The organism is Pseudomonas sp. Marseille-Q0931, assembly GCF_940789645.1.
Taxonomy (GTDB): domain Bacteria; phylum Pseudomonadota; class Gammaproteobacteria; order Pseudomonadales; family Pseudomonadaceae; genus Aquipseudomonas.
The window spans coordinates 117,668-143,361 of the sequence record NZ_CALNWT010000016.1 but is presented as its reverse complement, the minus strand read 5'-3'; the positions used below and the strand labels follow the sequence as shown (position 1 = coordinate 143,361).

The 25,694-nt window shown below is 63.1% G+C and carries 20 protein-coding genes; 11 read left to right on the top strand and 9 right to left on the bottom strand.

What is annotated here, in order from left to right:
* Positions 1–184: 184 nt before the first annotated feature.
* The 5 genes from ntrC to glnA form a co-directional block, all read right to left on the bottom strand.
* Positions 185–1,618, bottom strand: coding sequence for a nitrogen regulation protein NR(I) (ntrC, locus tag P3C50_RS21335; protein WP_197856824.1), 1,434 nt, complete (start codon positions 1,616–1,618; stop codon positions 185–187).
* Positions 1,615–2,703, bottom strand: a complete 1,089-nt coding sequence (gene glnL, locus P3C50_RS21330; RefSeq protein WP_275547515.1) for a nitrogen regulation protein NR(II) — start codon at positions 2,701–2,703, stop codon at positions 1,615–1,617. The genes ntrC and glnL overlap by 4 nt, the downstream gene beginning before the upstream one ends.
* Before the next feature lie 189 nt (positions 2,704–2,892).
* Positions 2,893–3,507, bottom strand: coding sequence for a DUF4124 domain-containing protein (locus tag P3C50_RS21325; RefSeq protein WP_275547518.1), 615 nt, complete (start codon positions 3,505–3,507; stop codon positions 2,893–2,895).
* A gap of 2 nt (positions 3,508–3,509) precedes the next feature.
* The gene (locus tag P3C50_RS21320) at positions 3,510–4,076 is read right to left on the bottom strand and encodes a DUF4124 domain-containing protein (RefSeq protein WP_275547514.1); all 567 of its coding nucleotides are present in this window, start codon (positions 4,074–4,076) and stop codon (positions 3,510–3,512) included.
* A gap of 273 nt (positions 4,077–4,349) precedes the next feature.
* The gene (gene glnA, locus P3C50_RS21315) at positions 4,350–5,756 is read right to left on the bottom strand and encodes a glutamate--ammonia ligase (protein WP_013717510.1); all 1,407 of its coding nucleotides are present in this window, start codon (positions 5,754–5,756) and stop codon (positions 4,350–4,352) included.
* A gap of 329 nt (positions 5,757–6,085) precedes the next feature.
* Here glnA and thiI point away from each other — a divergent pair, with 329 nt between their 5' ends.
* A complete protein-coding gene (gene thiI, locus P3C50_RS21310) occupies positions 6,086–7,540 on the top strand; it encodes a tRNA uracil 4-sulfurtransferase ThiI (protein WP_275547513.1) in 1,455 nt (484 codons plus the stop codon).
* A 150-nt stretch (positions 7,541–7,690) separates the two neighbouring features.
* Complete coding sequence (typA, locus tag P3C50_RS21305) at positions 7,691–9,511, top strand: translational GTPase TypA (protein ID WP_197856829.1); 1,821 nt, start codon at positions 7,691–7,693, stop codon at positions 9,509–9,511.
* Positions 9,512–9,816: 305 nt separating this feature from the next.
* Here the strand turns inward: typA and gbcA are convergent, their stop codons facing one another.
* Positions 9,817–11,109, bottom strand: coding sequence for a glycine-betaine demethylase subunit GbcA (gene gbcA, locus P3C50_RS21300; protein WP_275547512.1), 1,293 nt, complete (start codon positions 11,107–11,109; stop codon positions 9,817–9,819).
* A gap of 313 nt (positions 11,110–11,422) precedes the next feature.
* Here gbcA and gbcB point away from each other — a divergent pair, with 313 nt between their 5' ends.
* Positions 11,423–12,526, top strand: a complete 1,104-nt coding sequence (gene gbcB / locus P3C50_RS21295) for a glycine-betaine demethylase subunit GbcB (RefSeq protein WP_275547511.1) — start codon at positions 11,423–11,425, stop codon at positions 12,524–12,526.
* Between the two features lie 55 nt (positions 12,527–12,581).
* Here the strand turns inward: gbcB and P3C50_RS21290 are convergent, their stop codons facing one another.
* Both P3C50_RS21290 and P3C50_RS21285 read right to left on the bottom strand, forming a co-directional pair.
* Positions 12,582–12,995 carry a hypothetical protein gene (locus P3C50_RS21290; protein WP_275547510.1) on the bottom strand — a complete coding sequence of 138 codons (414 nt, stop codon included), beginning with the start codon at positions 12,993–12,995 and terminating at the stop codon, positions 12,582–12,584.
* 120 nt (positions 12,996–13,115) lie between these two features.
* Complete coding sequence (locus P3C50_RS21285; protein ID WP_275547509.1) at positions 13,116–14,153, bottom strand: low specificity L-threonine aldolase; 1,038 nt, start codon at positions 14,151–14,153, stop codon at positions 13,116–13,118.
* A 238-nt stretch (positions 14,154–14,391) separates the two neighbouring features.
* Between P3C50_RS21285 and P3C50_RS21280 the strand changes: the two genes are divergently transcribed.
* The 8 genes from P3C50_RS21280 (at position 14,392) to fdhA (ending at position 24,525) form a co-directional block, all read left to right on the top strand.
* Positions 14,392–14,691, top strand: coding sequence for a hypothetical protein (locus tag P3C50_RS21280; RefSeq protein ID WP_197856833.1), 300 nt, complete (start codon positions 14,392–14,394; stop codon positions 14,689–14,691).
* 695 nt (positions 14,692–15,386) lie between these two features.
* The gene (gene glyA / locus P3C50_RS21275) at positions 15,387–16,640 is read left to right on the top strand and encodes a serine hydroxymethyltransferase (protein ID WP_275547508.1); all 1,254 of its coding nucleotides are present in this window, start codon (positions 15,387–15,389) and stop codon (positions 16,638–16,640) included.
* Positions 16,641–16,706: 66 nt separating this feature from the next.
* Positions 16,707–17,957, top strand: coding sequence for a sarcosine oxidase subunit beta family protein (locus P3C50_RS21270; protein ID WP_275547507.1), 1,251 nt, complete (start codon positions 16,707–16,709; stop codon positions 17,955–17,957).
* 194 nt (positions 17,958–18,151) lie between these two features.
* Complete coding sequence (locus P3C50_RS21265) at positions 18,152–18,478, top strand: sarcosine oxidase subunit delta (protein ID WP_161866041.1); 327 nt, start codon at positions 18,152–18,154, stop codon at positions 18,476–18,478.
* Positions 18,475–21,492, top strand: a complete 3,018-nt coding sequence (locus P3C50_RS21260; RefSeq protein WP_275547506.1) for a sarcosine oxidase subunit alpha — start codon at positions 18,475–18,477, stop codon at positions 21,490–21,492. The genes P3C50_RS21265 and P3C50_RS21260 overlap by 4 nt, the downstream gene beginning before the upstream one ends.
* Positions 21,485–22,114 carry a sarcosine oxidase subunit gamma gene (gene soxG / locus P3C50_RS21255; protein ID WP_275547505.1) on the top strand — a complete coding sequence of 210 codons (630 nt, stop codon included), beginning with the start codon at positions 21,485–21,487 and terminating at the stop codon, positions 22,112–22,114. The genes P3C50_RS21260 and soxG overlap by 8 nt, the downstream gene beginning before the upstream one ends.
* 151 nt (positions 22,115–22,265) lie before the next feature.
* On the top strand, positions 22,266–23,123 hold the full coding sequence (gene purU / locus P3C50_RS21250; RefSeq protein ID WP_275547504.1) for a formyltetrahydrofolate deformylase: 858 nt from the start codon (positions 22,266–22,268) through the stop codon (positions 23,121–23,123).
* Between the two features lie 202 nt (positions 23,124–23,325).
* The gene (gene fdhA, locus P3C50_RS21245; RefSeq protein ID WP_197856838.1) at positions 23,326–24,525 is read left to right on the top strand and encodes a formaldehyde dehydrogenase, glutathione-independent; all 1,200 of its coding nucleotides are present in this window, start codon (positions 23,326–23,328) and stop codon (positions 24,523–24,525) included.
* Between the two features lie 234 nt (positions 24,526–24,759).
* Here the strand turns inward: fdhA and P3C50_RS21240 are convergent, their stop codons facing one another.
* Positions 24,760–25,653, bottom strand: a complete 894-nt coding sequence (locus P3C50_RS21240; protein ID WP_275547503.1) for an acyltransferase — start codon at positions 25,651–25,653, stop codon at positions 24,760–24,762.
* Between the last annotated feature and the right edge of the window lie 41 nt (positions 25,654–25,694).

Genomic DNA, 25,694 nt, shown 5'->3' with positions numbered 1-25,694 from the left:
GGCCCCCGCTATGCGCCCCGGCCCCTCGCAGAGCTCAGGGCGCTTGAGCGGGCGAAGCGATGCTTCGCTGTTTCCGCTCAAGCCCCGCAAGCGGGAGAGGGGAGACAAGCGTCGTAGCCCGGTTGCAATCCGGGGAATGAAAAGGGCATCCCGCGGGATGCCCTTTTCATTGCTGCCGGCAGGATCAGTCGTCGCTGTCGTCGTCGTCCGCGCCGTCGACTTTCATGCCCAGTTCCTTGATCTTGCGCGTCAGGGTGTTGCGACCCCAGCCTAGCAGCAGCGCGGCGTCGCGGCGGCGGCCGGCAGTGTGCTTGAGCGCGGTCTCGATCATGATACGTTCGAAAGCGGGCACGGCGGTGTCGAGCAGGCTGGACTGGCCGCGTGCCAGGGCCTGATCGGCCCATAGGCGCAAGGCCTGCTCCCAGTTGGTTACCGGGGCGGCGTCCTGCGGCTGAGTCAGCAACTCCGGCGGCAGGTCGTCGACATGCACTTCACGACCCGAGGCCATGACGGTGATCCAGCGGCAGGTGTTCTCCAGCTGGCGCACGTTGCCCGGCCAGGGCAGGTGCTTGAGGTAATCCTCGGTTTCGCTCTTGAGCAGCTTCGGCTCCACCGCCAGCTCCTGTGCCGCGCGGGCAAGGAAATGGTGGGCCAGGGTCGGGATGTCCTCGCGGCGGTCGGCCAGGCGCGGAATGTGGATGCGGATGACGTTGAGGCGGTGGAACAGGTCTTCACGGAATTTGCCGGCTTGCACCAGGGTTTCCAGGTTCTGGTGGGTGGCGGCGATGATGCGCACGTCCACCTTCACCGGGGTGTGGCCGCCGACACGGTAGAACTCGCCATCGGCCAGCACGCGCAGCAGGCGGGTCTGGGTGTCGGCCGGCATGTCGCCGATCTCGTCGAGAAACAGGGTGCCGCCGTCGGCCTGCTCGAAGCGCCCGCGACGCTGGTTGGCCGCGCCGGTGAAGGCTCCTTTCTCGTGGCCGAACAGCTCGGACTCCATCAGGTCCTTGGGAATGGCCGCCATGTTCAGGGCAATGAAGGGCGCCGCCGCACGCGGACTGTGGCGATGCAGGGCGTGTGCCACCAGCTCCTTGCCGGTACCGGATTCGCCATTGATCAGCACGGTGATATTGGAGTGGGACAGGCGGCCGATGGCGCGGAACACCTCCTGCATCGCCGGCGCCTCGCCGATGATTTCCGGGGTGCGTGCCTGCGCGGCGGGGGCGGCCAGGCTCTGCTGTTCCTGCGCATGCTGAAAGGCGCGCTTGACCAGCGAGACCGCCTCGTCGACGTCGAACGGCTTGGGCAGGTACTCGAACGCGCCGCCCTGGTAGCTGGCCACCGCGCTGTCCAGGTCCGAATGCGCGGTCATGATGATGACCGGCAGGCGCGGATACAGCTCGCGGATCCGTGCCAGCAGGTCGAGGCCGCTGGCGCCGGGCATACGAATATCGGAGATGATCACGTCCGGCTGCTGGCGGGTCAGGCGGGCGAGTACACCGTCGGCACTGTCGAAACTCTGAGTGGTCATGCCTTCCTGCTGCAGGGCCTTTTCCAGGACCCAGCGGATGGAACGATCGTCGTCGACAATCCAGACGGTTTCACTGCGGCTCATGGCGTGGGCGCTCCTTGTTCCAGCGGCAGGAAGATCGAGAATACGGTGTGGCCAGGGTGGCTCTCGCACTCGATCAGACCTTGGTGCTGACTGATGATGTTCTGGGTAATGGCCAGGCCCAGGCCGGTGCCGTCGGCACGCCCGCTGACCATGGGATAGAAGATGGTTTCCTGCAGTTCGGCCGGGATGCCGGGGCCGTTGTCGATGATCTCGACCTTGACCACCAGGCGGTGGCGTGTGTGGCCGATGGTGAACTGGCGCAGGGTGCGGGTGCGCAGGCTGATGCGGCCCAGGCCCATGTCGTGCTTCTGCCCGGCGATGGCCTGCATGGCGTTGCGCACGATGTTGAGCACGGCCTGGATCATCTGCTCGCGGTCGATCATCAGGTCCGGAATGCTCGGGTCGTAATCGCGCACCAGGGTGATGCCGCCCTGGCTTTCCGCCTCGATCAGGTTGGCGACGCGCTCGAGCACCTCGTGCACGTTGGTCATCGCCAGCGACGGCAGCTTGTTCGAGCCGAGCATGCGGTCGACCAGATTGCGCAGGCGGTCGGCCTCTTCGATGATGACGTTGGTGTAGTCCTTGAGGTCTTCGTTGGGCAGCTCGCGCGAGAGCAGTTGCGCGGCGCCGCGGATGCCGCCGAGCGGGTTCTTGATCTCGTGGGCCAGGCCGCGCACCAGCAGTTTGGTGGTCTCCTGCTTGGACAGCTGCGCCTCTTCCTTGGTGATGCGCAGCAAGCGATCGCGCGGATGCACCTCCAGCAGCAGCAGGGTTTCGCCCTTGCTGAACAGTGGCGTCACCGCATAGTCCACGGTCAGCGTCTGGCCGGTGACCGAGGTCAGCACGGCTTCACGCTTGTTGAACGGATGCGCCTGCTCCACCGCTTGGCGCAGCGACGAAAGCGCCTCGGGCGATTCGGTGAACAGGTCACTGATGAACTGACCATGGCTGCGCTGGCCGCTGACGGCCAGGAGCATTTCCGCCGCCGGGTTCATGTACTCAAGGCACAGTTGGCTGTCGAGCAGCAGGGTGGCGGTGGTCAGGTTGTCGAGTAGCAGTCGGTGCAGCGCGTCGTTGATGGTCATAGGCAGTGCGTTCCGGCGATGGGCAGGAAAATGCAAGAAGCAAACCAAGGCCCCGAAAAGACGCATGATGTGTGTGGTCTGGCAGGTTTTGGGGGCGTAGCGGCGCAGTTGGGTAGCGAAAAGCGACCCAAAACAGGGAGAGCTTAGGAGGTGGTGCGCCAGATTGCACCATTAAGGTGCAATCTGCTTTCAGAGGAAAGGAAGGATGCTGACTTCTTCCTTGGGTTTGTCTTTCAGCGGGCATTCGGGCCGTACGCCGTATTCATCCTTCTTGCACGGGTTGACCTTGCGCTTCTGCGCCAGGCTCATGCGGTGCATGTGGAAGGGCTGCGCCGGCGTGCGCTCGACGATGAGGCCAGCAGAGTCGATGATCTCTGCCACCAGTTGGTGCGTGCCGCGGTCGACATGCCGCAGGGAAAACACCGGGCTGCGGCTGATTTCGCCCTGTGGCTCGCCGTTCAGCAGCAGGCGGTAACTATGGCCGGGCAGCAGGCCCGGCTCGCTATTGAGGGTGACGATCATGTCCCCAGAGCCGTTGTGGATCGAGGCGTCCGGCTCCGGCAGGAGGATGCGCAGCAATTGATAGTGCACGGTCGGCTTGGTGACGGCGGGCGGGGTCGCGCGCACCGTGGGCGTGGGCTGGCTCAACTCCACGCTGTTGGAGGGCGCGAGCATCACACGCTCGGCATTGCTGCTGCGCGGCTTGTCGGTGAATACGCGGTTACCTTCGGCGTCGATGTAGGTGTAGACCTGGCCAAACGCGAACGGCGCGACGAGCGCAAGCAGGATGAGCGGAAATCGTATGGTCAATTGACAGGCTTCGGTGTTGGACGGGGAGGCGGTGGTGGTGTCTGGCGCGCCGGACTGTTCAGGCTGATGCGCTGCACGGTAAAGGTTTCGGTGGCGCTCTGCTGGACGATGCGCTCGCCATCCATCACGGCCACGGCCAGTGCGTGCTCGCCGCGGTCCAGGTTGGTCAATTGCAGGCTCGGCACGTTGCTGGCCTGACCATAGGGTTCGCCATCGAGGATCAGGCGCAGGCGGTGACCGGGTTGCAGGCGCGGCTGAATGTTCACGCCGACGATGAAGGTACCGTTGTTGGCGCGCATGGCCTCATCATCCGGAATGCCAGTCAGGCTCAGCTCGGCGTAGGGCGCTTCGCTCTGCGTCGGGGCGTCGTCTTCGGGCGCTGGCAGGCTGGGCGTCTGCATCTCCACCGTGTTGGTCGGCGGCAGTTCGACGCTCTCGGCGGCCGTGCCATCCGGCGGCTGATTGGTGAAGACCGTGTTGCCGTTGGCATCGGTGTATTTGTAAATCTGCGCACTGACCGGCAGGGCCAGGGTAAGCAACAGGCAGGCGAGTAATGGGCGCATGGGCCGATCCCTCCTCGGGTGATGCGCTAAGCCTTGCACTGCAATCGGTTCCTGGCAAGCGCAGGGCGCCTTGGCTGTGATGTTTGGCTACAAAAAGTGGACTCGGATCTGCCGTAGGAGCGAGCTCTGCTCGCGAACCTGGCGACCTGGAGAGCTTCGCGAGCAGAGCTCGCTCCTACAGGGCATGGTGTTGCTGCGTGCCCATAAAAAAGCCCCGCCAGGCAGAGCCGGGCGGGGCTTTCGAAAGCGCCGCACGAGGCGGCGCAGACTGGCTTAGACGCTGTAGTACAGGTCGTATTCCAGCGGGTGCACGAAGGTGCGTACCTTGATTTCTTCTTCCGATTTCAGCTCGATGTAGGCATCGATGAAGTCGTCGGAGAACACGCCGCCCTTGGTCAGGAACGCGCGGCCCTTGTCCAGCTCTTCCAGGGCTTCTTTCAGGCTGCCGCAGACCTGCGGGATCAGCTTGCCTTCTTCCGGCGGCAGATCGTACAGGTTCTTGTCGGCGGCATCGCCCGGGTGGATCTTGTTCTGGATACCGTCCAGACCGGCCATCAGCAGTGCAGCGAAGCACAGGTACGGGTTGGCAGCCGGGTCCGGGAAGCGCGCTTCGATACGGCGGGCTTTCGGGCTGGAAACGTACGGAATACGGATCGAGGCGCTGCGGTTGCGAGCCGAGTAGGCCAGCATGACCGGAGCTTCGAAGCCCGGAACCAGACGCTTGTAGGAGTTGGTCGACGGGTTGGTGAAGCCGTTCAGGGCCTTACCGTGCTTGATGATGCCGCCGATGAAGTACAGCGCGGTCTCGGATAGACCGGCATAGCCTTCGCCTGCGAAGGTGTTCTTGCCGTCCTTGGAGATCGACATGTGCACGTGCATGCCCGAACCGTTGTCGCCGTACAGCGGCTTCGGCATGAAGGTAGCGGTCTTGCCATAGGCGTCGGCCACGTTGTGCACGCAGTACTTGAGGGTCTGAACTTCGTCAGCCTTGGCGACCAGGGTGTTGAACTTCACGCCGATTTCGTTCTGACCGGCAGTGGCCACTTCGTGGTGGTGCACTTCGACGACCAGGCCCATTTCTTCCATGGCATTACACATGGCAGTACGGATTTCGTGGTCGTGGTCGCACGGCGGAACAGGGAAGTAACCGCCCTTGACGGCCGGACGGTGGCCCTTGTTGCCGCCTTCCACGTCCTGATCGGTCATCCAGGAGCCTTGCTCGGAGTAGATCTTGAACATGGAGCCGGAGATGTCGGACTTGAACTTCACTTCGTCGAAGATGAAGAACTCGGGCTCCGGGCCGACGAATACGGTGTCACCGATGCCGGTGGTTTTCAGGAACTCTTCGGCACGCTTGGCGATGGAGCGCGGGTCACGATCGTAGCCCTGCATGGTGCTCGGCTCGATGATGTCGCAAACGATGATCAGGGTCGGCTCTTCGGTGAACGGGTCTAGCACGGAGGTTTCGTCGACCGGCATCAGGATCATGTCGGAGGCTTCGATGCCTTTCCAGCCATGGATGGACGAGCCATCGAACATCTTGCCGTGCTCGAAGAAGTCTTCGTCCAGGGCGTCACGGGCCGGCATGGTCACGTGGTGCTGCTTGCCCTTGGTGTCGGTGAAGCGCAGGTCTACCCACTTCACGTCATGTTCTTTGATCAGTTGAACAGCCTTAGACATGTTGTCCTCCAGATGGAAAAGGCTCGCTTAGTGGAGCCCCGATATGTGCGGTGAAGCCCGGCGGGATAGTCCTTCAGGGCAACCTGCCTCACAAGGGAGCAAATTGCATGCCAGTGCCCTTTATTGGGCAGAGGCCGCGAAACTCAGGCGCTGCGCCGCCTGCGCAGCGATTTCGCTTTGAGTTTTGCACCATTTAAGGGCTGCAATTTATGCAAAAGACCTATTTTGGTGCGCCATCTTGGTGCTGCAGTATTTTTGGTCAAAGCTTGAACAATTTCCGCTATAATCCGCGCCCCTGTTTTTTCGTCCCCGAAGTGGGCGGCCTATTCATGAAGCTGATCGTCAAAGTTTTCCCTGAAATCACCATCAAGAGTCGCCCGGTGCGCAAGCAGTTCATCCGCCAGTTGGGGAAGAACATCCGCGCCGTGCTGCGCGATCTTGACCCCGATCTGCGGGTCACCGGTGTGTGGGACAACCTGGAGGTCGAGACCGACCTGGACGACGCCAAGCTCCTGGCCGAGATGACCGAACGCCTGCGCAACACGCCGGGTATCGGCCTGTTCCTCGAAGTCAACGAATATCCGCTGGGCAATCTGGACGAGATCACCGAGCACTGCAAGCGCCACTATGCCGACCAACTGCCGGGCAAGATCTTCGCCGTGCGCTGCAAGCGTGGCGGCAAGCACGCGTTCAGCTCCATCGACGTCGAGCGCCATGTCGGTTCGCGTCTGCGCCAGGAATGCGGTGCGGCCGGCATCGATCTGAAGAAGCCGGAAGTCGAAGTGCGCATGGAGATTCGCGACCAGCGCCTGTTCGTGGTGCACAACCGTCACGAAGGCCTCGGCGGCTACCCGCTGGGTTCGCTGGAGCAGACTCTGGTGCTGATGAGCGGCGGCTTCGACTCCACCGTCGCGGCCTACCAGATGATGCGCCGCGGTCTGGTCAGCCACTTCTGCTTCTTCAATCTAGGTGGTCGTGCCCATGAACTGGGCGTGATGGAAGTGGCGCACTACATCTGGCAGAAGTTCGGCCGCTCGCAGCGCGTGCTGTTCGTCAGCGTGCCGTTCGAGGAAGTGGTCGGCGAGATTCTCGGCAAGGTCGACAACAGCCAGATGGGCGTGATCCTCAAGCGCATGATGCTGCGCGCTGCCACCCGTGTTGCCGAAAAGTTGCAGATTGAGGCGCTGGTGACTGGCGAGGCGATCAGCCAGGTCTCGAGCCAGACCCTGACCAACCTGGCAGTAATCGATTCGGCCACCGACATGCTTGTCATGCGCCCGCTGATCGCCAGCCACAAGCAGGACATCATCGACACCGCCACGCAAATCGGCACCGCCGAGTTCGCCAAGAACATGCCCGAGTACTGCGGCGTGATCTCGGTCAACCCGACCACCAAGGCCCGTGGTTATCGCGTGGAGAAGGAGGAGGCGCAGTTCGACATGGCCATCCTCGAGCGTGCCCTGGAGCGCGCCACCCAATTGCCCATCGACCGCGTGATCGACGAACTGGGCAAGGACGTGCAAGTCGAGGAAGTGCGTGAAGCGCTGGCCGGGCAGATCGTCATCGATATCCGCCACCCCGATGCCGCCGAAGACGAGCCGCTGGACGTGCCGGGCATCGAAGTGCAGGCGCTGCCGTTCTATGCGCTGAACAACAAATTCAAGGAACTGGATGAGAACCGCCAGTACCTGCTGTATTGCGACAAGGGCGTCATGAGCCGCCTGCATGCCCATCACCTGCTGAGCGAGGGACACGCCAATGTGCGCGTTTATCGTCCGGCATAGGACGCCGGGGCTTAATGGCGGGAGTATCCGCCATCGCCCTCCCGACCTAGCGCTTTAAGCGATGCCCTACTTGGTTCGCTGAAACAATTTTCTTCATATTCGTCGTCCAGGCTGGGCGACACACCGAATCCTCTGATCGAGATACACACAGTGATCGAAAATCTGCGCAACATCGCCATCATCGCCCACGTCGACCATGGCAAGACCACCCTCGTCGACAAACTGCTGCGTCTGTCTGGCACCCTCGACCGCAAAGAAGCGGAAAACGAGCGCGTCATGGACTCCAATGACCAGGAAAAAGAGCGCGGCATCACCATTCTGGCCAAGAACACTGCGCTGAAGTGGGGCGACTACAACATCAACATCGTCGACACCCCCGGGCACGCCGACTTCGGTGGTGAAGTAGAGCGCGTAATGTCGATGGTCGACTCCGTACTGCTGGTGGTCGACGCCCAGGACGGCCCGATGCCGCAAACCCGTTTCGTGACCCAGAAGGCGTTCAAGGCCGGCCTGCGTCCGATCGTCGTGGTCAACAAGATCGACCGTCCGGGCGCGCGTCCTGACTGGGTCATCGACCAGATCTTCGACCTGTTCGACAACCTCGGCGCCACCGACGAGCAGCTGGACTTCCCGATCGTCTACGCCTCGGCCCTGAACGGCATCGCCGGCATGGACCACGAGAAGATGGACGACAACATGGACGCGCTGTTCCAGGCCATCGTCGACCACGTCCCGGCTCCGGTTGTCGACGTCAACGGCCCGTTCCAGATGCAGATTTCGCAGCTGGACTACAACAGCTTCCTCGGCGTCATCGGTATCGGCCGCATCGCCCGCGGCACCGTCAAGGCCAACAGCCCGGTAACCGCCATCGGTGCCGACGGCAAGCGCCGCAACGGCCGTATCCTCAAGATCATGGGCCACTCCGGCCTGCAGCGCGTCGAAGTTCAGGAAGCCCAGGCTGGCGACATCGTCTGCGTATCGGGCATGGATGAGCTGTTCATCTCAGACACCCTGTGCGACCAGAACAACGTCGAAGCGCTGCCGCCGCTGACCGTCGACCAACCGACCGTTAGCATGACCTTCCAGGTCAACGACTCGCCGTTCGCCGGCAAGGAAGGCAAGTTCGTCACCAGCCGCAACATCAAGGATCGTCTGGAGAAGGAACTGCTGCACAACGTCGCCCTGCGCGTCGAGCCGGGCGAGACCCCGGAGAAGTTCAAGGTCTCCGGTCGTGGTGAGCTGCACCTGTCGGTACTGATCGAAACCATGCGCCGCGAAGGCTTCGAACTGGCCGTAGGCCGTCCGGAAGTGGTGATCATCGAGAACGAGGCCGGCGAGAAGCAGGAACCGTACGAGAACGTCACCATCGACATCGAAGAACAGCACCAGGGTTCGGTGATGGAGCAGATGGGCCTGCGCAAGGGCGATCTGACCAACATGGTTCCTGATGGCAAGGGTCGTATCCGCCTGGAGTACACCATCCCGGCGCGCGGCCTGATCGGCTTCCGTAACAACTTCCTGACCCTGACCTCGGGCAGCGGCATCCTGACCTCGACCTTCAGCCACTACGGCGCGATCAAGGCCGGCGAAGTGAGCAACCGCCAGAACGGCGTACTGGTCTCCATGGCCACCGGCACCGCGCTGACCTACTCGCTGGAAACCCTGCAAGCGCGCGGCAAGCTGTTCCTCGAGCCGGGCCAGGAGATCTACGAAGGTCAGCTGGCCGGTATCAACAGCCGTGACAACGACCTGGTGATCAACCCCACCAAGGGCAAGAAGCTCGACAACATGCGCGCTTCCGGCAAGGACGAAGTCATCGCCCTTGTTCCGCCGATCAAGTTCACCCTCGAACAGGCGCTGGAATTCATCGCCGATGACGAGCTAGTGGAAGTGACGCCGAAGTCGATCCGTCTGCGCAAGAAGTACCTGAACGAGAACGACCGCAAGCGCTTCGAGCGCGCCAAGGTCTAAGAGCGGCCGCAAGCGGCAAGCTTCAAGCTGCAGGTAAAAGCAAAGCCCCGCCAGAGCGATCTGGCGGGGCTTTTTTTCATGGTCTGTCATACCTTGCGTGGAGCTCTCGGGTGTCGCGCGTCGGCGTCAGACATTGCTCCCGAGAATTTTCGGCTCAATGCCGCCTGAGCGGAGCTGGGCGGCAAAAGAAAACCCCGGCCTCCTTGCGGAGCTGGGGTTTCTCGTATCGATTCAGCCTGGGTTCGGTCGGCAGGCCAATAAGCCGTAGGCCGTCAGCCCAATCAGCACCAACAGGCTGATCGTCATCACTCGCCTGCTACCTGGCGCAGGTTCTGCGCTGGGGTGTCGTCGAGGTTGTTGAGCATGCGTTCGCTGTACCAGTCGAGGAAGTTGATCACGCCGAACTCGTAGGTCTTGGAGTACGGGCCAGGCTGGTAGGCGGTGGAGTTGATGCCGCGCTGGTTTTCTTCGCCCAGACGGCGGTCCTGATCGTTGGTGGCATCCCAGACTTCGCGCAGGCGCGCCACGTCGTAGTCGACGCCCTCGACCGCATCCTTGTGCACCAGCCACTTGGTGACGACGATCGATTCCTGGGCACTGATCGGCCACACGGTGAAGTTGATCAGGTGATCGCCCATGCAGTGGTTCCACGAGTGCGGCAGGTGCAGGATGCGCATCGAGCCCAGATCCGGATCGGTGATGCGGCCCATCAGCTTCTTGCTGCCCTGCTTGCCGTCCATGGTCATGGATACGGTGCCCTTGAGCAGCGGCATGCGCACGATGCGGTTACGCAGGCCGAAGCTGGCGTGAGCGTAGGGAATGTTGTCCCTGTCCCAGCGGGTGGTGCACTCGGCAACCTGGTCCTTGAACGCCTGGCTGGCGCGCGGGTCGGTGACGTCGTCCCATTCCAGGAGGGTGTTGAGCAGTTCCGGGTGCGAACCGTTGCAGTGGTAGCACTCGCGGTTGTTCTCCAGCACCAGCTTCCAGTTGGCCTGTTCACGCATGCTGCTCTGGACCGCGACCTTGGTGTTCTCCATGTCGTAAGGCTCCATGTAGTGAGCCAGGGTCGCAAGGAATTCGTCGATGGCCGGCGGATTTTCCGCCAGGCTGATGAAGATGAAGCCGCCAGCGGTCTTGCACTGCACGGGTTTGAGGCTGTAGTCCTTGAGATCGAAGTCGGCGCCCATTTCGGTGCCGGCGAACAGCAGGCGGCCGTCCAGCTCGTAGGTCCACTGGTGGTACGGGCACACCAGCTTGGCGACCTTGCCCTTGTCGGAGACGCACAGACGCGAGCCGCGGTGACGGCAGACATTGTGAAAGGCGTGGATCTGACCTTCGGCGCCGCGGATGACCAGGATCGGGTTGTCGCCGATCTGCACGGTGAGGAAGTTGCCCTTGGCAGGGATCTCGCAGGTCATGCCGGCGATCAGCCATTCCTTGTGGAAGATCTCCTGCATGTCGACCTGGAACAGGCGCTCGTCGTTATAGAAGGGCTGCGGCAGCGAGAAAGTGTGGTCGCGCTCGTGCAGCATCTGGGCGGTGGCCTTGCGGACGGGCTCCAGTGGGTCGCCCAGGCTCAGGTTTTGGGTGCAGTCCATGTTGGCTCCTCGGTGGCGGGCGCGGCGCGCCTGCCGAAAAAAGTGGCTGATACGGTATGTGCCGCAAGGTGTCGATCAATCGCTGCCGCCTGCAACGGGCGCGCATGCTTGGTGAGGCGGAGTGTGGATCCGGCCGATGGGCAATCCTTATCCATGGGCGACATGCCTGGATTTGTTTCCGACGCGTCAGGCCCCGTGCTATCAGGCAGGTCGCGATAAGCATGCGGATGTCGCTGGCAGATAAATGACGGTCGGCGGGCTTTCGCACAATCCGCGCCATATAGGCCGATATCCGGCCGCGTGGAGAGCTGTCATGACCACCAACTCTTTCCTTAACCCGGTTACCACCCAAACCTGGACCAACGGCCGCCATCTGGTGCGTTGCGTCAAGGTGATCCAGGAAACCTGGGATGTCCGCACCTTCTGCTTCATGGCCGACTTGCCGGTGCTGTTCTTCTTCAAGCCGGGTCAATTCGTCACCCTGGAGCTGGAGATCGACGGTCAGCCGATCATGCGCTCTTACACCATTTCCAGCTCGCCCTCGGTGCCCTACAGCTTCTCCATCACCATCAAACGGGTGCCGGGCGGCAAGGTGTCGAACTGGTTGCACGACAATCTCAAGGAAGGCGACGAGGTGCCGGTGCACGGCCCTGTGGGGCTGTTCAATGCCATCGATTTTCCCTCCGAAAAAGTGCTGTATCTTTCCGGTGGCGTTGGCATCACTCCGGTGATGTCGATGGCGCGCTGGTTCTACGACACCAACGCCAACGTCGACATGGTGTTCGTGCACAGCGCCCGTTCGCCGAAGGACATCATCTACCAGCGCGAGCTGGAACACATGGCTGCGCGCATCAATAACTTCAGCCTGCACGTGATCTGCGAGAAGCACGGCCTGGGCGAAGCCTGGGCTGGCTATCGGGGTTATCTGAACAAGACGATGCTGGAGCTGATCGCGCCGGATTACCTCGAACGCGAGATTTTCTGCTGCGGCCCGACGCCCTACATGAGTGCGGTCAAGCGCCTGCTCGAAGCGTCCGGCTACGACATGAGCCGCTACCACGAAGAAGCCTTCGGCCCGACGCCGCCGGAGATTCGTGCCGAGGTCAAGGAGCTGGCAGCCGAAGCTGCCGACGCGCCGGAATTGCCGGTCGGCGAGCTCAATCAGGTGGAGTTCACCAGCACCGGCAAAAGCATTCGCGTCGCGCCCGGCGAGACCGTGCATGCCGCTGCCGCCAAGCTCGGCCTGCATATTCCCAAGGCCTGCGGCATGGGCATCTGCGGCACCTGCAAGGTCATGAAGACGGCGGGCGAAGTGGACATGGAGCACAACGGCGGGATCACCGACGAGGACGTGGCCGAAGGCTACATTCTGTCGTGCTGCAGCGTGCCGAAAGGGGATGTCGCCATCGACTACTGATGGCGGATCAGGCTGCTGTCAGTGGAAGGAAAGGCGGCGCTATGCGGCCTTTCCATCATTCATCGCATTGCCAGGACTGCGTGCCAGTCTCGCGCCTGGCTTGCGTGACCGTCCAGGCTCCAGCCTCGCCAGCCAGGCAGAAGCGTTTGTAGAACCAGGCGCGCCGTTTTTTCTGGTCGCCTGCCTGTAAAAACACCTCATAGACGCCAGGGGCAAGAGGTCTGGGTGGGGCCTGGGTTTCCAGCCCGGTGAGCGGCTGCCCGTACTCGATACAGCCACCTGGTTCCAGTCGCACCGCCGATGGCTTCTTGCCTTGCGGTGCGCTCAGTTCCCACGCCTGTATCGAATGCTGATTGACCTGCAGCGCATACAGGTCGACCTGATTCTGATCGAGGCGAGCGCTGCTGGAGAGGAAGCCGGATACCTCGTAGGTCTCGGCTGCTCCCAGGCACAGCACGCCATCTTTCATCCAAACCTGCGCCTCGCCGTCATGATGACGCGACGTGGCATGCCCTTGTCCCAGCACTGCAAGGGCCAATATTGGCAGGAGCGCTCTAAGTGCTTTGGGCATTTCGGGGCGCTCGGATGGTCAGGCCATCACCTCACGAATATCCGCAGCCAACTGACGCACTCGCGCTTCGTCGGTATCCCACGAGCACATGAAGCGCGCGCCGCCAGCACCGATGAAGGTATAGAAACGCCAGCCGCGTGCGGTCAGGGCGTCGATGGCCGGCTCGGACAGTTGCAGGAACACGCCGTTGGCTTCGACCGGGAACATCAGGCTGACGCCGGGCACGTCTTCGACCAGCGAGGCGAGCAGCTGGGCGCAGTGGTTGGCGTGGTTGGCGTAACGCAGCCAGGCGTCGTTCTGCAGGATGCCGACCCAGGGGGCCGACAGGTAGCGCATCTTCGAAGCCAGCTGGCCGGCCTGCTTGCAGCGATAGTCGAAGTCCTCGGCCAGCGCCTTGTTGAAGAAGATGATTGCCTCGCCCACTGCCATGCCGTTTTTGGTGCCGCCGAAGCACAGCACGTCGACGCCGGCCTTCCAGGTCAGCTCCGCCGGGCTGCAGCCCAGGAAGGCGCAGGCATTGGAGAAGCGCGCGCCGTCCATGTGCAGGTTGAGGTTCAGCTCCTTGCAGACCTGGCTGATGGCGCGGACTTCTTCCGGGCGGTACACGGTGCCGACTTCGGTGGCCTGGGTGAGGGTGACCACACGCGGTTTCGGGTAGTGGATGTCCTGGCGCTTGAGGGCGATTTCGCGGATCGCCTGTGGCGTCAGCTTGCCGTTATCAGTCTTGGCCAGCAGCAGTTTGGAGCCGTTGGAAAAGAACTCCGGCGCGCCGCATTCGTCGGTCTCGACGTGAGCGGTCTCCGAGCAGATCACGCTATGGAAGCTCTGGCACAGCGAGGCCAGGGCCAGCGAATTGGCGGCGGTGCCGTTGAAGGCGAAGAACACCTCGCAGTCGGTCTCGAACAGGCGGCGGAAGTGGTCGGCGGCGCGGGCGGTCCACTCGTCATCGCCGTAGGCGCGCTGGTGGCCCTGGTTGGCCTCGGCCATGGCGGCCCAGGCTTCGGGACAGATGCCGGAGTAGTTGTCGCTGGCGAATTGCTGGGCATTGTCGGGCATGGATGCGTTCCTTCTGAAAAGCCTGCCGGCAGGTCATCCGGCAAAGCGTGCACTTTACTCCAAGGGCCTGTGACCGAGGGTCCGTGGCGGCGACGAGTTGTTGCACTGATGCGTACTGCCTGGTCCGTTGGTGAACCGCCGTTCGGCTCCGCAATGGAACTTGAGGCTTTCTGCGGTGTTCACACCTACCAGAGGGCGGCACTCGACCCGCCCTTCGCAATCAGAGAAGGAGTTTCATATGACTTATCGTCACCTGCTCGCCCTTGCCCTGCCGCTGGCTGTGGCGCTGCCCGTTTCCGCTGCCGAGTGGTCGGATAGCGCGAAGAACGAGTTCGTTCAGCAGTGCATCGCTGGCGCGCCGGCGGGATATGAGGAGCCACAATTGCGAGCTTATTGCGACTGCGCCGCGACCAAGGTCAGTGAAGAGTTCAGTGAGGCCGAGCTGCACGAGATGACCCGTCAGTCCCCTCCCGACACTGCCATGCAGCAGCGCCTGGTGAATGCGTCCAGTAGCTGCAGCAGCAAGCTCAAGCCGTAATCATCCATCTGAGTAGTTGGTGCGCGGTCAGGCCAGGGCCTTGTGGGCTCTGGCCTGGCGACGCATTTCCACAGCCAGTGCACAACACAGTCCACAGTATTTGTGCACAAGCTAAACCTATCTTATTGTTCCTGCTCAATTTTTAGGCGATTTCCGGAAGGCCGCGGCAGCCCTGGCTTGGAGCCTATGTCGAACAGGCTATGCACACTTTCATCCACATCTTCTGTGCATATCCCCAACCGTCTTTCTTCCCTTCAGCGGTCGCTGGTGGATAAGCCATGCGGCCTGTTGCGCTGTGCAGATATCGTCCTCACGCGCGGAGCTCAGAGCTGGTGAGCCCTGCACTCATTGATCGACAGCTTTTCCACAGGCTAATCCACGACTTCTGTGCATGTCTCGCCTTGCTAAGTAGCTGATATCGATCAGGAAATGATCGTTCCTCGGCAGCCCTCGCAGGCGCTGGCGCAGCGCGCTGTATGCACGGTTTATCCACAGCTTGATCCCCGCCATTTGTGCGCAAAACCACAGCCTCGTATCGACGCGCCTGATTGCGACACGCGGCATGTCGCAAACGAATGCTCTCGTGGCGTTGGCAGGCATCTGAGGGGGCAGGGCCGGCCCTACCATCGCTGCACAGGGCCTTGCCGGCCCGTCAGTCCAAGACCGCCGTATACAGGCGCTGCAGGAGAGTCGAGATGTTCAGCAAGCAAGATCAGATTCAGGGTTACGACGACGAGTTGCTCGCGGCGATCAATCAGGAAGAACGCCGTCAGGAAGAGCACATCGAGCTGATCGCCTCGGAAAACTACTGCAGCCAGCGTGTGATGGAAGCACAGGGCAGCGGCCTGACCAACAAGTACGCCGAAGGCTATCCGGGCAAGCGCTATTACGGTGGCTGCGAGTACGTCGACAAGGTCGAACAGCTCGCCATCGACCGCGCCAAGCAGCTGTTCGGCGCCGACTTCGCTAACGTCCAGCCGCACTCCGGCTCGTCCGCCAACGCCGCTGTCTACCTGGCGCTGCTCAGCGCGGGTGACACCATTCTGGGCATGAGCCTGGCCCACGGCGGCCACCTGACCCACGGCGCCAAGGTGTCGTCCTCGGGCAAGCTGTACAACGCCGTGCAGTATGGTCTGAACCCTGCCACTGGCCTGATCGACTACGACGAGGTCGAGCGTCTGGCGGTCGAGCACAAGCCGAAGATGATCGTCGCCGGTTTCTCCGCCTATTCCAAGACCCTCGATTTCCCGCGTTTCCGTGCCATCGCCGACAAGGTCGGGGCGCTGCTGTTCGTCGACATGGCGCACGTGGCGGGTCTGGTCGCTGCTGGCCTGTATCCCAACCCGATTCCGTTCGCCGATGTGGTCACCACCACCACCCACAAGACCCTGCGCGGTCCGCGTGGCGGCCTGATCCTGGCCAAGGCCAACGAAGAGATCGAGAAGAAGATCAACTCCGCCGTATTCCCGGGCGCCCAGGGCGGCCCGCTGATGCACGTGATCGCAGCCAAGGCCGTGTGCTTCAAGGAAGCCATGGAGCCTGAATTCAAGGCTTACCAGCAGCAGGTGATCGACAACGCCCAGGCCATGGCCAAGGTCTTCGTCGAGCGCGGCTTCGAGGTGGTCTCCGACGGCACCGACAATCACCTGTTCCTGCTCAGCCTGATCAAGCAGGGCCTGACCGGTAAGGAAGCCGATGCTGCCCTGGGCCGCGCCGGCATCACCGTGAACAAGAACGCCGTGCCGAACGACCCGCAATCGCCGTTCGTGACCTCGGGCATCCGCATTGGTACCCCGGCCGTGACCACCCGTGGTTTCAAGGTCGCCCAGTGCGAGGCGCTGGCTGGCTGGATCTGCGACATCCTCGACCACCTCGGCGATGCCGATGTCGAGGCGCAGGTGGCCAAGCTGGTGGCCGGGCTGTGCGCGGATTACCCGGTCTATCGCTAAGCCAACCCTCTCTCTCGGTCCCTCTCGCGCAGTCGCGAGAGGGCAGTAGAACCCTGGAGCATGCCCATGCAACGTTATTCCGGCTTCGGCCTGTTCAAGCACTCGTTCAGCCATCATGAGAACTGGCAGCGCATGTGGCGTAATCCAACGCCCAAGCCGGTTTACGACGTGGTCATCGTCGGCGGTGGCGGCCACGGCCTGGCCACGGCCTATTACCTGGCCAAGGAATTCGGCGTGAAGAACGTCGCCGTGGTGGAGAAGGGCTGGCTGGGCGGTGGCAACACCGCGCGCAACACCACCATCGTGCGTTCCAACTACCTGTGGGACGAGTCCGCGCACCTCTACGAGCACGCGATGAAGCTATGGGAAGGCCTGTCCCAGGACCTCAACTACAACGTCATGTTCTCCCAGCGTGGCGTGTTCAACCTCGGTCACACCCTGCAGGACATGCGTGACATCGAGCGCCGCGTCAGCGCCAACCGCCTCAACGGTATTGACGGCGAGGTGGTGGATGCCAAGCAGGTGGCGGAGATGATCCCCTACCTGGATTGTTCGAAGAACACCCGTTACCCGATTCTTGGCGCTTCGCTGCAGCGCCGTGGCGGCGTGGCCCGCCACGATGCCGTGGCCTGGGGCTTTGCCCGCGCCGCCGACGCCCTGGGCGTCGACCTGATCCAGCAAACCGAAGTGATCGGTTTCCGCAAGGAAAACGGCGCGGTGATCGGTGTGGAAACCAGCAAGGGCTTCATCGGCGCCAAGCGCGTCGGCGTGGTCGCCGCCGGTAACTCCGGGCACCTGGCCAAGCTCGCCGGCTTCCGCCTGCCGCTGGAGTCGCACCCGCTGCAGGCACTGGTCTCCGAGCCGATCAAACCCATCATCGACACCGTGATCATGTCCAACGCCGTGCACGGCTACATCAGCCAATCGGACAAGGGCGACCTGGTCATCGGCGCCGGCATCGACGGCTACAACGGCTACGGTCAGCGCGGCTCCTATCCGACCATCGAACACACCCTGCAGGCCATCGTCGAGATGTTCCCGGTGCTTTCGCGCGTGCGCATGAACCGCCAGTGGGGTGGCATCGTCGACACCACGCCGGATGCCTGCCCGATCATCGCCAAGACGCCGGTGAAGAATCTGTACTTCAACTGCGGTTGGGGTACCGGTGGCTTCAAGGCCACGCCGGGTTCGGGTCACGTGTTCGCGGCCAGCCTGGCCAAGGGCGAGATGCATCCGCTGGCCAAGGCGTTCTCCATCGAGCGCTTCCACAACGGTGCGCTGATCGACGAGCACGGCGCAGCCGGTGTAGCGCATTAAACATTCATCCCGCAGGGATGGCATCCGATGACCCTCTCCCGCTTGCGGGAGAGGGTGGCCCGAAGGGCCGGGAGAGGGTGGTGCGGTCTGCACCGCAACCCTCTCCCCCGACCCCTCTCCCGCGGGAGAGGGGAGACAAGCTTGCCCCGCGCGGTCATCCGAGCGGGTTTGAAGATTTACCGGAGGTAGCGACCATGCTGCACATCTTCTGCCCTCACTGTGGCGAACTGCGTTCCGAAGAGGAATTCCACGCTGGCGGCCAGGCGCACATCGCCCGCCCGCTGGACCCGAACGCCTGCACTGACGAGGAGTGGGGCGAGTACCTGTTCTTCCGTGACAACCCGCGCGGCATCCACCACGAGCTGTGGATTCACGCGGCGGGCTGCCGTCAGTACTTCAACGTCACCCGTCACACGGTGAGCTACGAAATTCTCGAAACCTACAAGATCGGCGAGCGCCCCAGCGTGACTGAGGCATCGCTCACTGCGAAAAAGGCCGTCGACCAAGGAGTAACGGCATGAGCCAGGTCAATCGTCTTTCCCAGGGTGGCCGCATCGACCGCAGCCAGCCCTTGACCTTCAGCTTCAACGGCCAGACCTATCAGGGTTACGCCGGCGATACCCTGGCCGCCGCGCTGCTGGCCAACGGCGTCGACGTGGTCGGCCGCAGCTTCAAGTATTCGCGTCCGCGCGGCATCGTTGCCGCGGGTGCCGAAGAGCCCAATGCCGTGCTGCAGATAGGCTCCACCGAGGCGGCGCAGGTCCCCAACGTGCGTGCTACCCAGCAGGCGCTGTACGCGAACCTGACCGCAACCAGCACCAACGGCTGGCCGAGCGTGAACACCGACCTGATGGGCATTCTCGGCAAGGTCGGCGGCGGCATGATGCCGCCCGGTTTCTACTACAAGACCTTCATGTATCCGCAGAACCTGTGGCTGACCTACGAGAAGTACATTCGTAAGGCCGCGGGCCTGGGTCGTTCGCCCAAGGAAAACGACCCGGATATCTACGACTATCTGAACCAGCACTGCGACGTGCTGGTGGTCGGTGCCGGCCCTGCCGGTCTGGCCGCAGCCCTGGCCGCCGGCCGCAGTGGTGCGCGGGTAATCCTGGCCGACGAACAGGAAGAGTTCGGTGGCAGCCTGCTGTCGACCCGCGAGATGCTCGATGACAAGCCGGCTGCTGACTGGGCTGCCAAGGCCATCGCCGAGCTGCAAAAGATGCCGGAAGTGACCCTGCTGCCGCGTGCCACGGTCAACGGTTACCACGACCACAACTTCCTCACCATCCACCAGCGCCTCACCGACCACTTGGGTGAAGTCGCGCCGATGGGCCAGCCGCGTCAGCGCCTGCACCGTGTGCGTGCCGGGCGCGTGGTGCTGGCCACCGGCGCCCACGAGCGGCCGCTGGTTTACGCCAACAACGACGTGCCCGGCAACATGCTGGCCGAGGCCGTGTCGACCTACGTACGCCGCTATGGCGTGGCGCCTGGCCAGAAGCTGGTGCTGTCGACCAACAACGATTACGCCTACCGCGTGGTGCTCGACTGGCTCGACGCCGGCCGCCAGGTGGTGGCCGTGGCCGACGCGCGTAGCAACCCGCGCGGCAGCTGGGTCGAAGAAGCGCGCCGACGTGGCGTGCGCGTACTCACCGGCAGTGCCGTGGTCGAAGCGCGTGGCAGCAAGCGCGTCACCGGTGCGCGCATCTGCGCCATCGATCTGGCCAAGCACAAGGTCACCAGCCCGGGCGAGACCCTCGACTGCGACCTGATCGTCAGCTCCGGCGGCTACAGCCCGGTGGTGCATCTGGCGTCGCACCTGGGCGGTCGTCCGGTATGGCGTGAAGACATCCTCGCCTTCGTGCCGGGTGAAGGCTTCCAGAAGCGTCATTGCGCCGGTGCGGTCAACGGCGTGTTCAGCCTGGGCGACAGCCTCGCCGATGGCTTCGAGGCCGGTGCCAAGGCGGCCGCCGATGTAGGCTTCCAGGCCGTGACCGGCACTCTGCCGAAGGCCGAGAAGCGCATCGAGGAGGCGTCGGTTGCACTGTTCCAGGTGCCCCACGACAAGAACACCGCCCGTGCGCCGAAACAGTTCGTCGACCAGCAGAACGACGTCACCGCCGCCGGCATCGAGCTGGCCACCCGCGAGGGCTTCGAGTCGGTCGAGCACGTCAAGCGCTACACCGCGCTGGGCTTCGGCACCGACCAGGGCAAGCTGGGCAACATCAACGGCCTGGCCATCGCTGCCCGCTCACTGGGCATCAGCATCAGTGAAATGGGCACCACCATGTTCCGCCCGAACTACACCCCGGTGACCTTCGGCGCCATCGCCGGCCGTCATTGCGGTGAGCTGTTCGAGCCCAAGCGCTACACCGCGCTGCAGAAATGGCACCTGGAGCAGGGCGCCGAGTTCGAGGATGTCGGCCAGTGGAAGCGCCCCTGGTACTTCCCGAAGAACGGTGAAGACATGCACGCCGCCGTGGCCCGCGAATGCCTGGCCGTGCGTAACGCGGTGGGCATTCTCGATGCCTCGACCCTGGGCAAGATCGACATCCAAGGCCCGGATGCGCGCGAGTTCCTCAACCGCGTCTACACTAACGCCTGGACCAAGCTGGACGTGGGCAAGGCCCGCTACGGCCTGATGTGCAAGGAAGACGGCATGGTCTTCGACGACGGCGTGACCGCCTGCCTGGCCGACAACCATTTCGTCATGACCACCACCACCGGCGGTGCCGGGCGCGTGCTGGAGTGGCTGGAGATCTACCACCAGACCGAATGGCCGGAACTGAAGGTTTACTTCACCTCGGTCACCGATCACTGGGCGACCATGACCCTGTCCGGCCCCAACAGCCGCAAGCTGCTGGCCGAGGTCACCGACATCGACCTGGACAAGGACGCCTTTCCGTTCATGACCTGGAAGGAAGGCAAGGTCGGCGGCGTACCGGCGCGCGTGTTCCGCATCTCCTTCACCGGTGAGCTGAGCTACGAAGTCAACGTACAGGCCGACTACGCCCTGGGCGTGTTGGAGAAGATCGCCGAGGCCGGCAAGAAGCACGGCCTGACCCCATATGGTACAGAGACCATGCACGTGCTGCGTGCCGAGAAGGGCTTCATCATCGTCGGCCAGGACACCGACGGCTCGGTCACCCCGGACGACCTGGGCATGGGCTGGTGCGTTGGCCGCACCAAGCCGTTCTCCTGGATCGGCTGGCGCGGCATGAACCGCGAGGACTGCCTGAAGGAGAACCGCAAGCAGCTGATCGGCCTCAAGCCGGTGGACCCGAACAAAGTCCTGCCGGAAGGCGCCCAGCTGGTGTTCGATCCCAAGCAGTCGATTCCGATGACCATGGTCGGCCACGTCACCTCCAGCTACATGAGTGCCGCGCTGGGCCATTCCTTCGCCATGGCCCTGGTCAGGGGCGGCCTCAAACGCATCGGCGAGCGCGTCTTCGCGCCGTTGGTCGATGGCAGTGTGATCGAAGCCGAAATCGTCAGCCCCGTGTTCTATGACCCGAAAGGGGATCGCCAGAATGTCTAACGTCAACGTCTACAAACAACGCCCTGCCGAAATCGCCGGGCAATCGCCGCTGCACCACGCCGGCCTGCACGAACTGGCCGGCAAGGGCCGCAAGGGCGCCGGGGTGACCTTGCGTGAGAAGAAGCTGCTGGGCCATCTGGTGCTGCGTGGCGACGCCGACGATGCCGAGTTCGCCGGTGGCGTGCACAAAGCCCTGGGCCTGGAGCTGCCGGTGGCGTTGACCCTGGTGGCCAACGGCGACACCTCGCTGCAATGGCTGGGCCCGGATGAGTGGCTGCTGATCGTCCCCGGCGGCAGCGAGCTCGAGGTCGAGCGCAAGCTGCGCGAGGCCCTGGACGGCCAGCACATTTCGGTGGTCAACGTCAGCGGTGGGCAGACCCTGCTCGAGCTGCGCGGCCCCAAGGTGCGTGAACTACTGATGAAATCCAGCAGCTACGACGTGCATCCGAACAACTTCCCGGTGGGCAAGGCGGTCGGCACGGTGTTCGCCAAGTCGCAACTGGTGATTCGCCACACCGGCGAGGATACCTGGGAACTGCTGATCCGCCGCAGCTTCGCCGATTACTTCTGGCTGTGGCTGCAGGATGCCAGTGCGGAGTATGGGTTGGCGGTCGAAGCCTGAAGCTGACACGAACGGCTCCCTCTCCCCTTTGGGGAGAGGGCTGGGGAGAGGGGAAAGGCGGATCGCGTTGTTCCGGCGGCCCTCTCCCCCGGCCCCTCTTCCATAAATGGGAGAGGGGTGAACAGCAACGGAGTTTGTCTCGGAGTCCACTATGAGCCGCACCCCCGATACCTGGATTCTCACCGCCCACTGCCCGAGCCTGCTCGGTACGGTCGACGTGGTGACCCGCTACCTGTTCGAACAGGGCTGCTACGTCACCGAGCACCACAGCTTCGATGACCGCCTGGCCAGTCGTTTCTTCATCCGCGTGGAATTCCGCACCCAGGCCGATTTCGACGAGGCGACCTTCCTCGCCGGCCTCAACGAACGCACCGCGCCGTTCGATATGTGCATCGAGCTGACCCCGCCTGGCTATCGCGCCAAGGTGGTGATCATGGTCTCCAAGGCCGATCACTGCCTCAACGACCTGCTCTACCGCCAGCGTACCGGCCAACTGCCGATGGACATCACCGCCATCATCTCCAACCACCCGGACCTGAAGCCGCTCGCCGACTGGCACGGCATTCCCTATCACCATTTTCCCCTCGACCCCAATGACAAGCCCGCCCAGGAGCGTCGCGTGATGCAGGTGGTCGAGGATACCGGCGCCGAGCTGGTGGTGCTCGCCCGATACATGCAGGTGCTGTCCGCCGACCTGTGCCGCAAGCTTGACGGCCGGGCAATCAACATCCATCACTCGCTGCTGCCCGGCTTCAAGGGCGCCAAGCCCTACCACCAGGCGTATCAGAAGGGCGTGAAACTGGTCGGCGCCACAGCGCACTTCATCAACAACGACCTGGACGAAGGCCCGATCATCACTCAGGGGGTGGAAAGCGTCGACCATGCGCACTATCCCGAGGATCTTGTGGCAAAGGGACGCGATATCGAATGCCTGACCCTGGCCCGCGCAGTCGGCTACTTCCTCGAACGCCGGGTGTTCCTCAACGCCAACCGTACCGTAGTCCTTTAACCAGAGACGTTGCCGCACAGAGAACGGCGGCTGTCGGTTTTGCATCCGCGGCCGCTCCGCACCCTAGCTAGTCTGGCTAGACCATCGGCACCCGTCCTGCCCAATAACGGCGGGTGCCGATAAAGACGCTCATTACTCCGCTACAAGGCCCGCGCGACTTGACGTCGCGCCTTTGTATCCACAAGAAGAAAGGAGATTTCATATGTCTGATAATCGCGGTGTGGTTTACCTCGGCGCAGGCAAGGTCGAAGTACAGAAGATCGACTACCCGAAAATGCAGGATCCGCGCGGCAAGAAGATCGAGCACGGGGTCATCCTCAAGGTCGTTTCCACCAACATCTGCGGCTCCGACCAGCACATGGTGCGCGGTCGTACCACCGCTCAGGTCGGCTTGGTGCTGGGCCACGAGATCACCGGCGAGGTGATCGAGAAGGGCCGCGACGTCGAGCGTCTGCAGATCGGTGATCTGGTTTCCGTGCCCTTCAACGTCGCCTGCGGTCGTTGCCGCAGCTGCAAGGAACAGCACACCGGCGTCTGCCTGACCGTCAACCCGGCGCGTGCCGGCGGTGCCTACGGCTACGTCGACATGGGCGACTGGACCGGTGGCCAGGCCGAATACGTGCTGGTGCCCTACGCCGACTTCAACCTGCTCAAACTGCCGGATCGCGACAAGGCCATGGAGAAGATCCGTGACCTGACCTGCCTGTCCGACATTCTGCCGACCGGCTACCACGGAGCCGTTACCGCTGGCGTAGGCCCGGGCTCCACCGTCTACGTCGCGGGCGCCGGTCCGGTCGGTCTGGCCGCTGCTGCCTCGGCTCGCCTGCTCGGTGCTGCCGTGGTCATCGTCGGTGACCTCAACCCGGCACGTCTGGCGCACGCCAAGGCGCAGGGTTTCGAAATCGCCGACCTGTCGCTGGATACCCCGCTGCACGAGCAGGTCGCTGCGCTGCTGGGTGAACCGGAAGTGGACTGCGCCATCGACTGCGTGGGCTTCGAGGCCCGTGGTCATGGCCACGAAGGCGTCAAGCACGAGGCTCCGGCCACGGTGCTCAACTCGCTGATGCAGATCACCCGCGTCGCCGGCAAGATCGGCATCCCCGGCCTGTACGTAACCGAGGACCCGGGTGCGGTCGATGCCGCTGCCAAGATGGGTGCGCTGAGCATTCGCTTCGGTCTGGGCTGGGCCAAGTCGCACAGCTTCCACACCGGTCAGACTCCGACCATGAAGTACAACCGTCAGCTGATGCAGGCCATCATGTGGGACCGCATCAACATCGCCGAAGTGGTGGGCGTGCAGGTGATCAGCCTGGACGACGCACCGCGCGGTTACGGCGAGTTCGACGCAGGCGTGCCGAAGAAATTCGTCATCGATCCGCACAAGATGTTCAGCGCGGCGTAATGCCCAGCTGCGTGGCCCGGCGCTGTCGCGGGTCACGCGTGTTTGCGTTGGCGGCGCGCTGCGCGCGTCGCGGATAGGTTTACGGCCAGGCGCATTGGTCCGCGCCTTCTTCTTCGGGAGCCTTCGGGCTCCCTTTTTTGTTGTGGGCGGCAATCTGCTGCGGACCTTCGGGTCGCCGCTTGCCCGACCATCGAGCCGTGGCGCATTCGACGATCCGAACGCGCCCGCCACCAGTCAGCCAGGGTTTTCGTCGCGCAACTGTTCGATGCGTTTGTCCTTGGCCAGCCAGAGGTCCGAAACCCAGTCCTGTACCCGTAGGCGGAAGGCCGGATCATTCTCGTAATCACCCAGGTACAGCGCCGGATCGAGTTCCAGGGTCTGGATATCGATGATCACCTTCGGCACCTGGCCGCTGAGCAGCGCCCAGAAGCCCGGTACCTGCTTGGCGGGGTACACCAGCGTCACGTCCAGCACGGCATCGATCTGCTCGCCCAGCGCGGCGAGCACGAAGGCCACGCCGCCTGCCTTGGGCTTGAGCAGGTAGCGGTAGGGTGACTGCTGCTGGGCCTGCTTGGCCGGGGTGAAGCGGGTGCCTTCCAGGTAGTTGACCACGGTCACCGGCAGGCGCTTGAACTTCTCGCAGGCAGCCTTGGTGATCTCCAGATCCTTGCCTTTCATATGCGGGTTCTTCTGCAGGAAGGCCTTGGAGTAGCGCTTCATGAAGGGGTAGTCGAGCGCCCAGAAGGCCAGACCGAGAAAGGGCACCCAGATCAGCTGCTGCTTGAGGAAAAACTTGAAATAGGGCGTCTTGCGGTTGAACGCCTGCACCAGCGCCGGGATGTCGACCCAGGATTGATGATTGCTGATCACCAGGTAGGAGCGGTCGGGGCGTAGTGCGGCATTGCCACGGATGTCCCAGTGCGTCGGGGTCAGCAGGGCGAAGATGCGTTTGCAGTTCTCCGCCCAGAACTCGGCGACCCACATTACCCCGCGTGAGCAGGTATCGCGCGCCGCCTGGCCCGGCAGCACGAACTTGGCCAGGGCGATCAGCAGCAGGGGGCCGATCAGCAACAGGGTATTGCTCAGCAGCAGGGCTATATTGAGTAGGCCGGTCAGCAGGGGACGCATATCAACTCCTTGGCGGGCGCGAAGGGGCCATCATAAGCAAC

Bases quoted from the DNA above. Each gene is read 5' to 3' on its own strand.
- ntrC (WP_197856824.1), bottom strand. From the start codon at position 1,618: ATGAGCCGCAGTGAAACCGTCTGGATTGTCGACGACGATCGTTCCATC.
- glnL (WP_275547515.1), bottom strand. From the start codon at position 2,703: ATGACCATCAACGACGCGCTGCACCGACTGCTACTCGACAACCTGACC.
- P3C50_RS21320 (WP_275547514.1), bottom strand. From the start codon at position 4,076: ATGCGCCCATTACTCGCCTGCCTGTTGCTTACCCTGGCCCTGCCGGTC.
- glnA (WP_013717510.1), bottom strand. From the start codon at position 5,756: ATGTCTAAGGCTGTTCAACTGATCAAAGAACATGACGTGAAGTGGGTA.
- thiI (WP_275547513.1), top strand. From the start codon at position 6,086: ATGAAGCTGATCGTCAAAGTTTTCCCTGAAATCACCATCAAGAGTCGC.
- gbcA (WP_275547512.1), bottom strand. From the start codon at position 11,109: ATGGACTGCACCCAAAACCTGAGCCTGGGCGACCCACTGGAGCCCGTC.
- gbcB (WP_275547511.1), top strand. From the start codon at position 11,423: ATGACCACCAACTCTTTCCTTAACCCGGTTACCACCCAAACCTGGACC.
- P3C50_RS21290 (WP_275547510.1), bottom strand. From the start codon at position 12,995: ATGAAAGATGGCGTGCTGTGCCTGGGAGCAGCCGAGACCTACGAGGTA.
- P3C50_RS21285 (WP_275547509.1), bottom strand. From the start codon at position 14,153: ATGCCCGACAATGCCCAGCAATTCGCCAGCGACAACTACTCCGGCATC.
- P3C50_RS21280 (WP_197856833.1), top strand. From the start codon at position 14,392: ATGACTTATCGTCACCTGCTCGCCCTTGCCCTGCCGCTGGCTGTGGCG.
- glyA (WP_275547508.1), top strand. From the start codon at position 15,387: ATGTTCAGCAAGCAAGATCAGATTCAGGGTTACGACGACGAGTTGCTC.
- P3C50_RS21270 (WP_275547507.1), top strand. From the start codon at position 16,707: ATGCAACGTTATTCCGGCTTCGGCCTGTTCAAGCACTCGTTCAGCCAT.
- P3C50_RS21265 (WP_161866041.1), top strand. From the start codon at position 18,152: ATGCTGCACATCTTCTGCCCTCACTGTGGCGAACTGCGTTCCGAAGAG.
- P3C50_RS21260 (WP_275547506.1), top strand. From the start codon at position 18,475: ATGAGCCAGGTCAATCGTCTTTCCCAGGGTGGCCGCATCGACCGCAGC.
- soxG (WP_275547505.1), top strand. From the start codon at position 21,485: ATGTCTAACGTCAACGTCTACAAACAACGCCCTGCCGAAATCGCCGGG.
- purU (WP_275547504.1), top strand. From the start codon at position 22,266: ATGAGCCGCACCCCCGATACCTGGATTCTCACCGCCCACTGCCCGAGC.
- fdhA (WP_197856838.1), top strand. From the start codon at position 23,326: ATGTCTGATAATCGCGGTGTGGTTTACCTCGGCGCAGGCAAGGTCGAA.
- P3C50_RS21240 (WP_275547503.1), bottom strand. From the start codon at position 25,653: ATGCGTCCCCTGCTGACCGGCCTACTCAATATAGCCCTGCTGCTGAGC.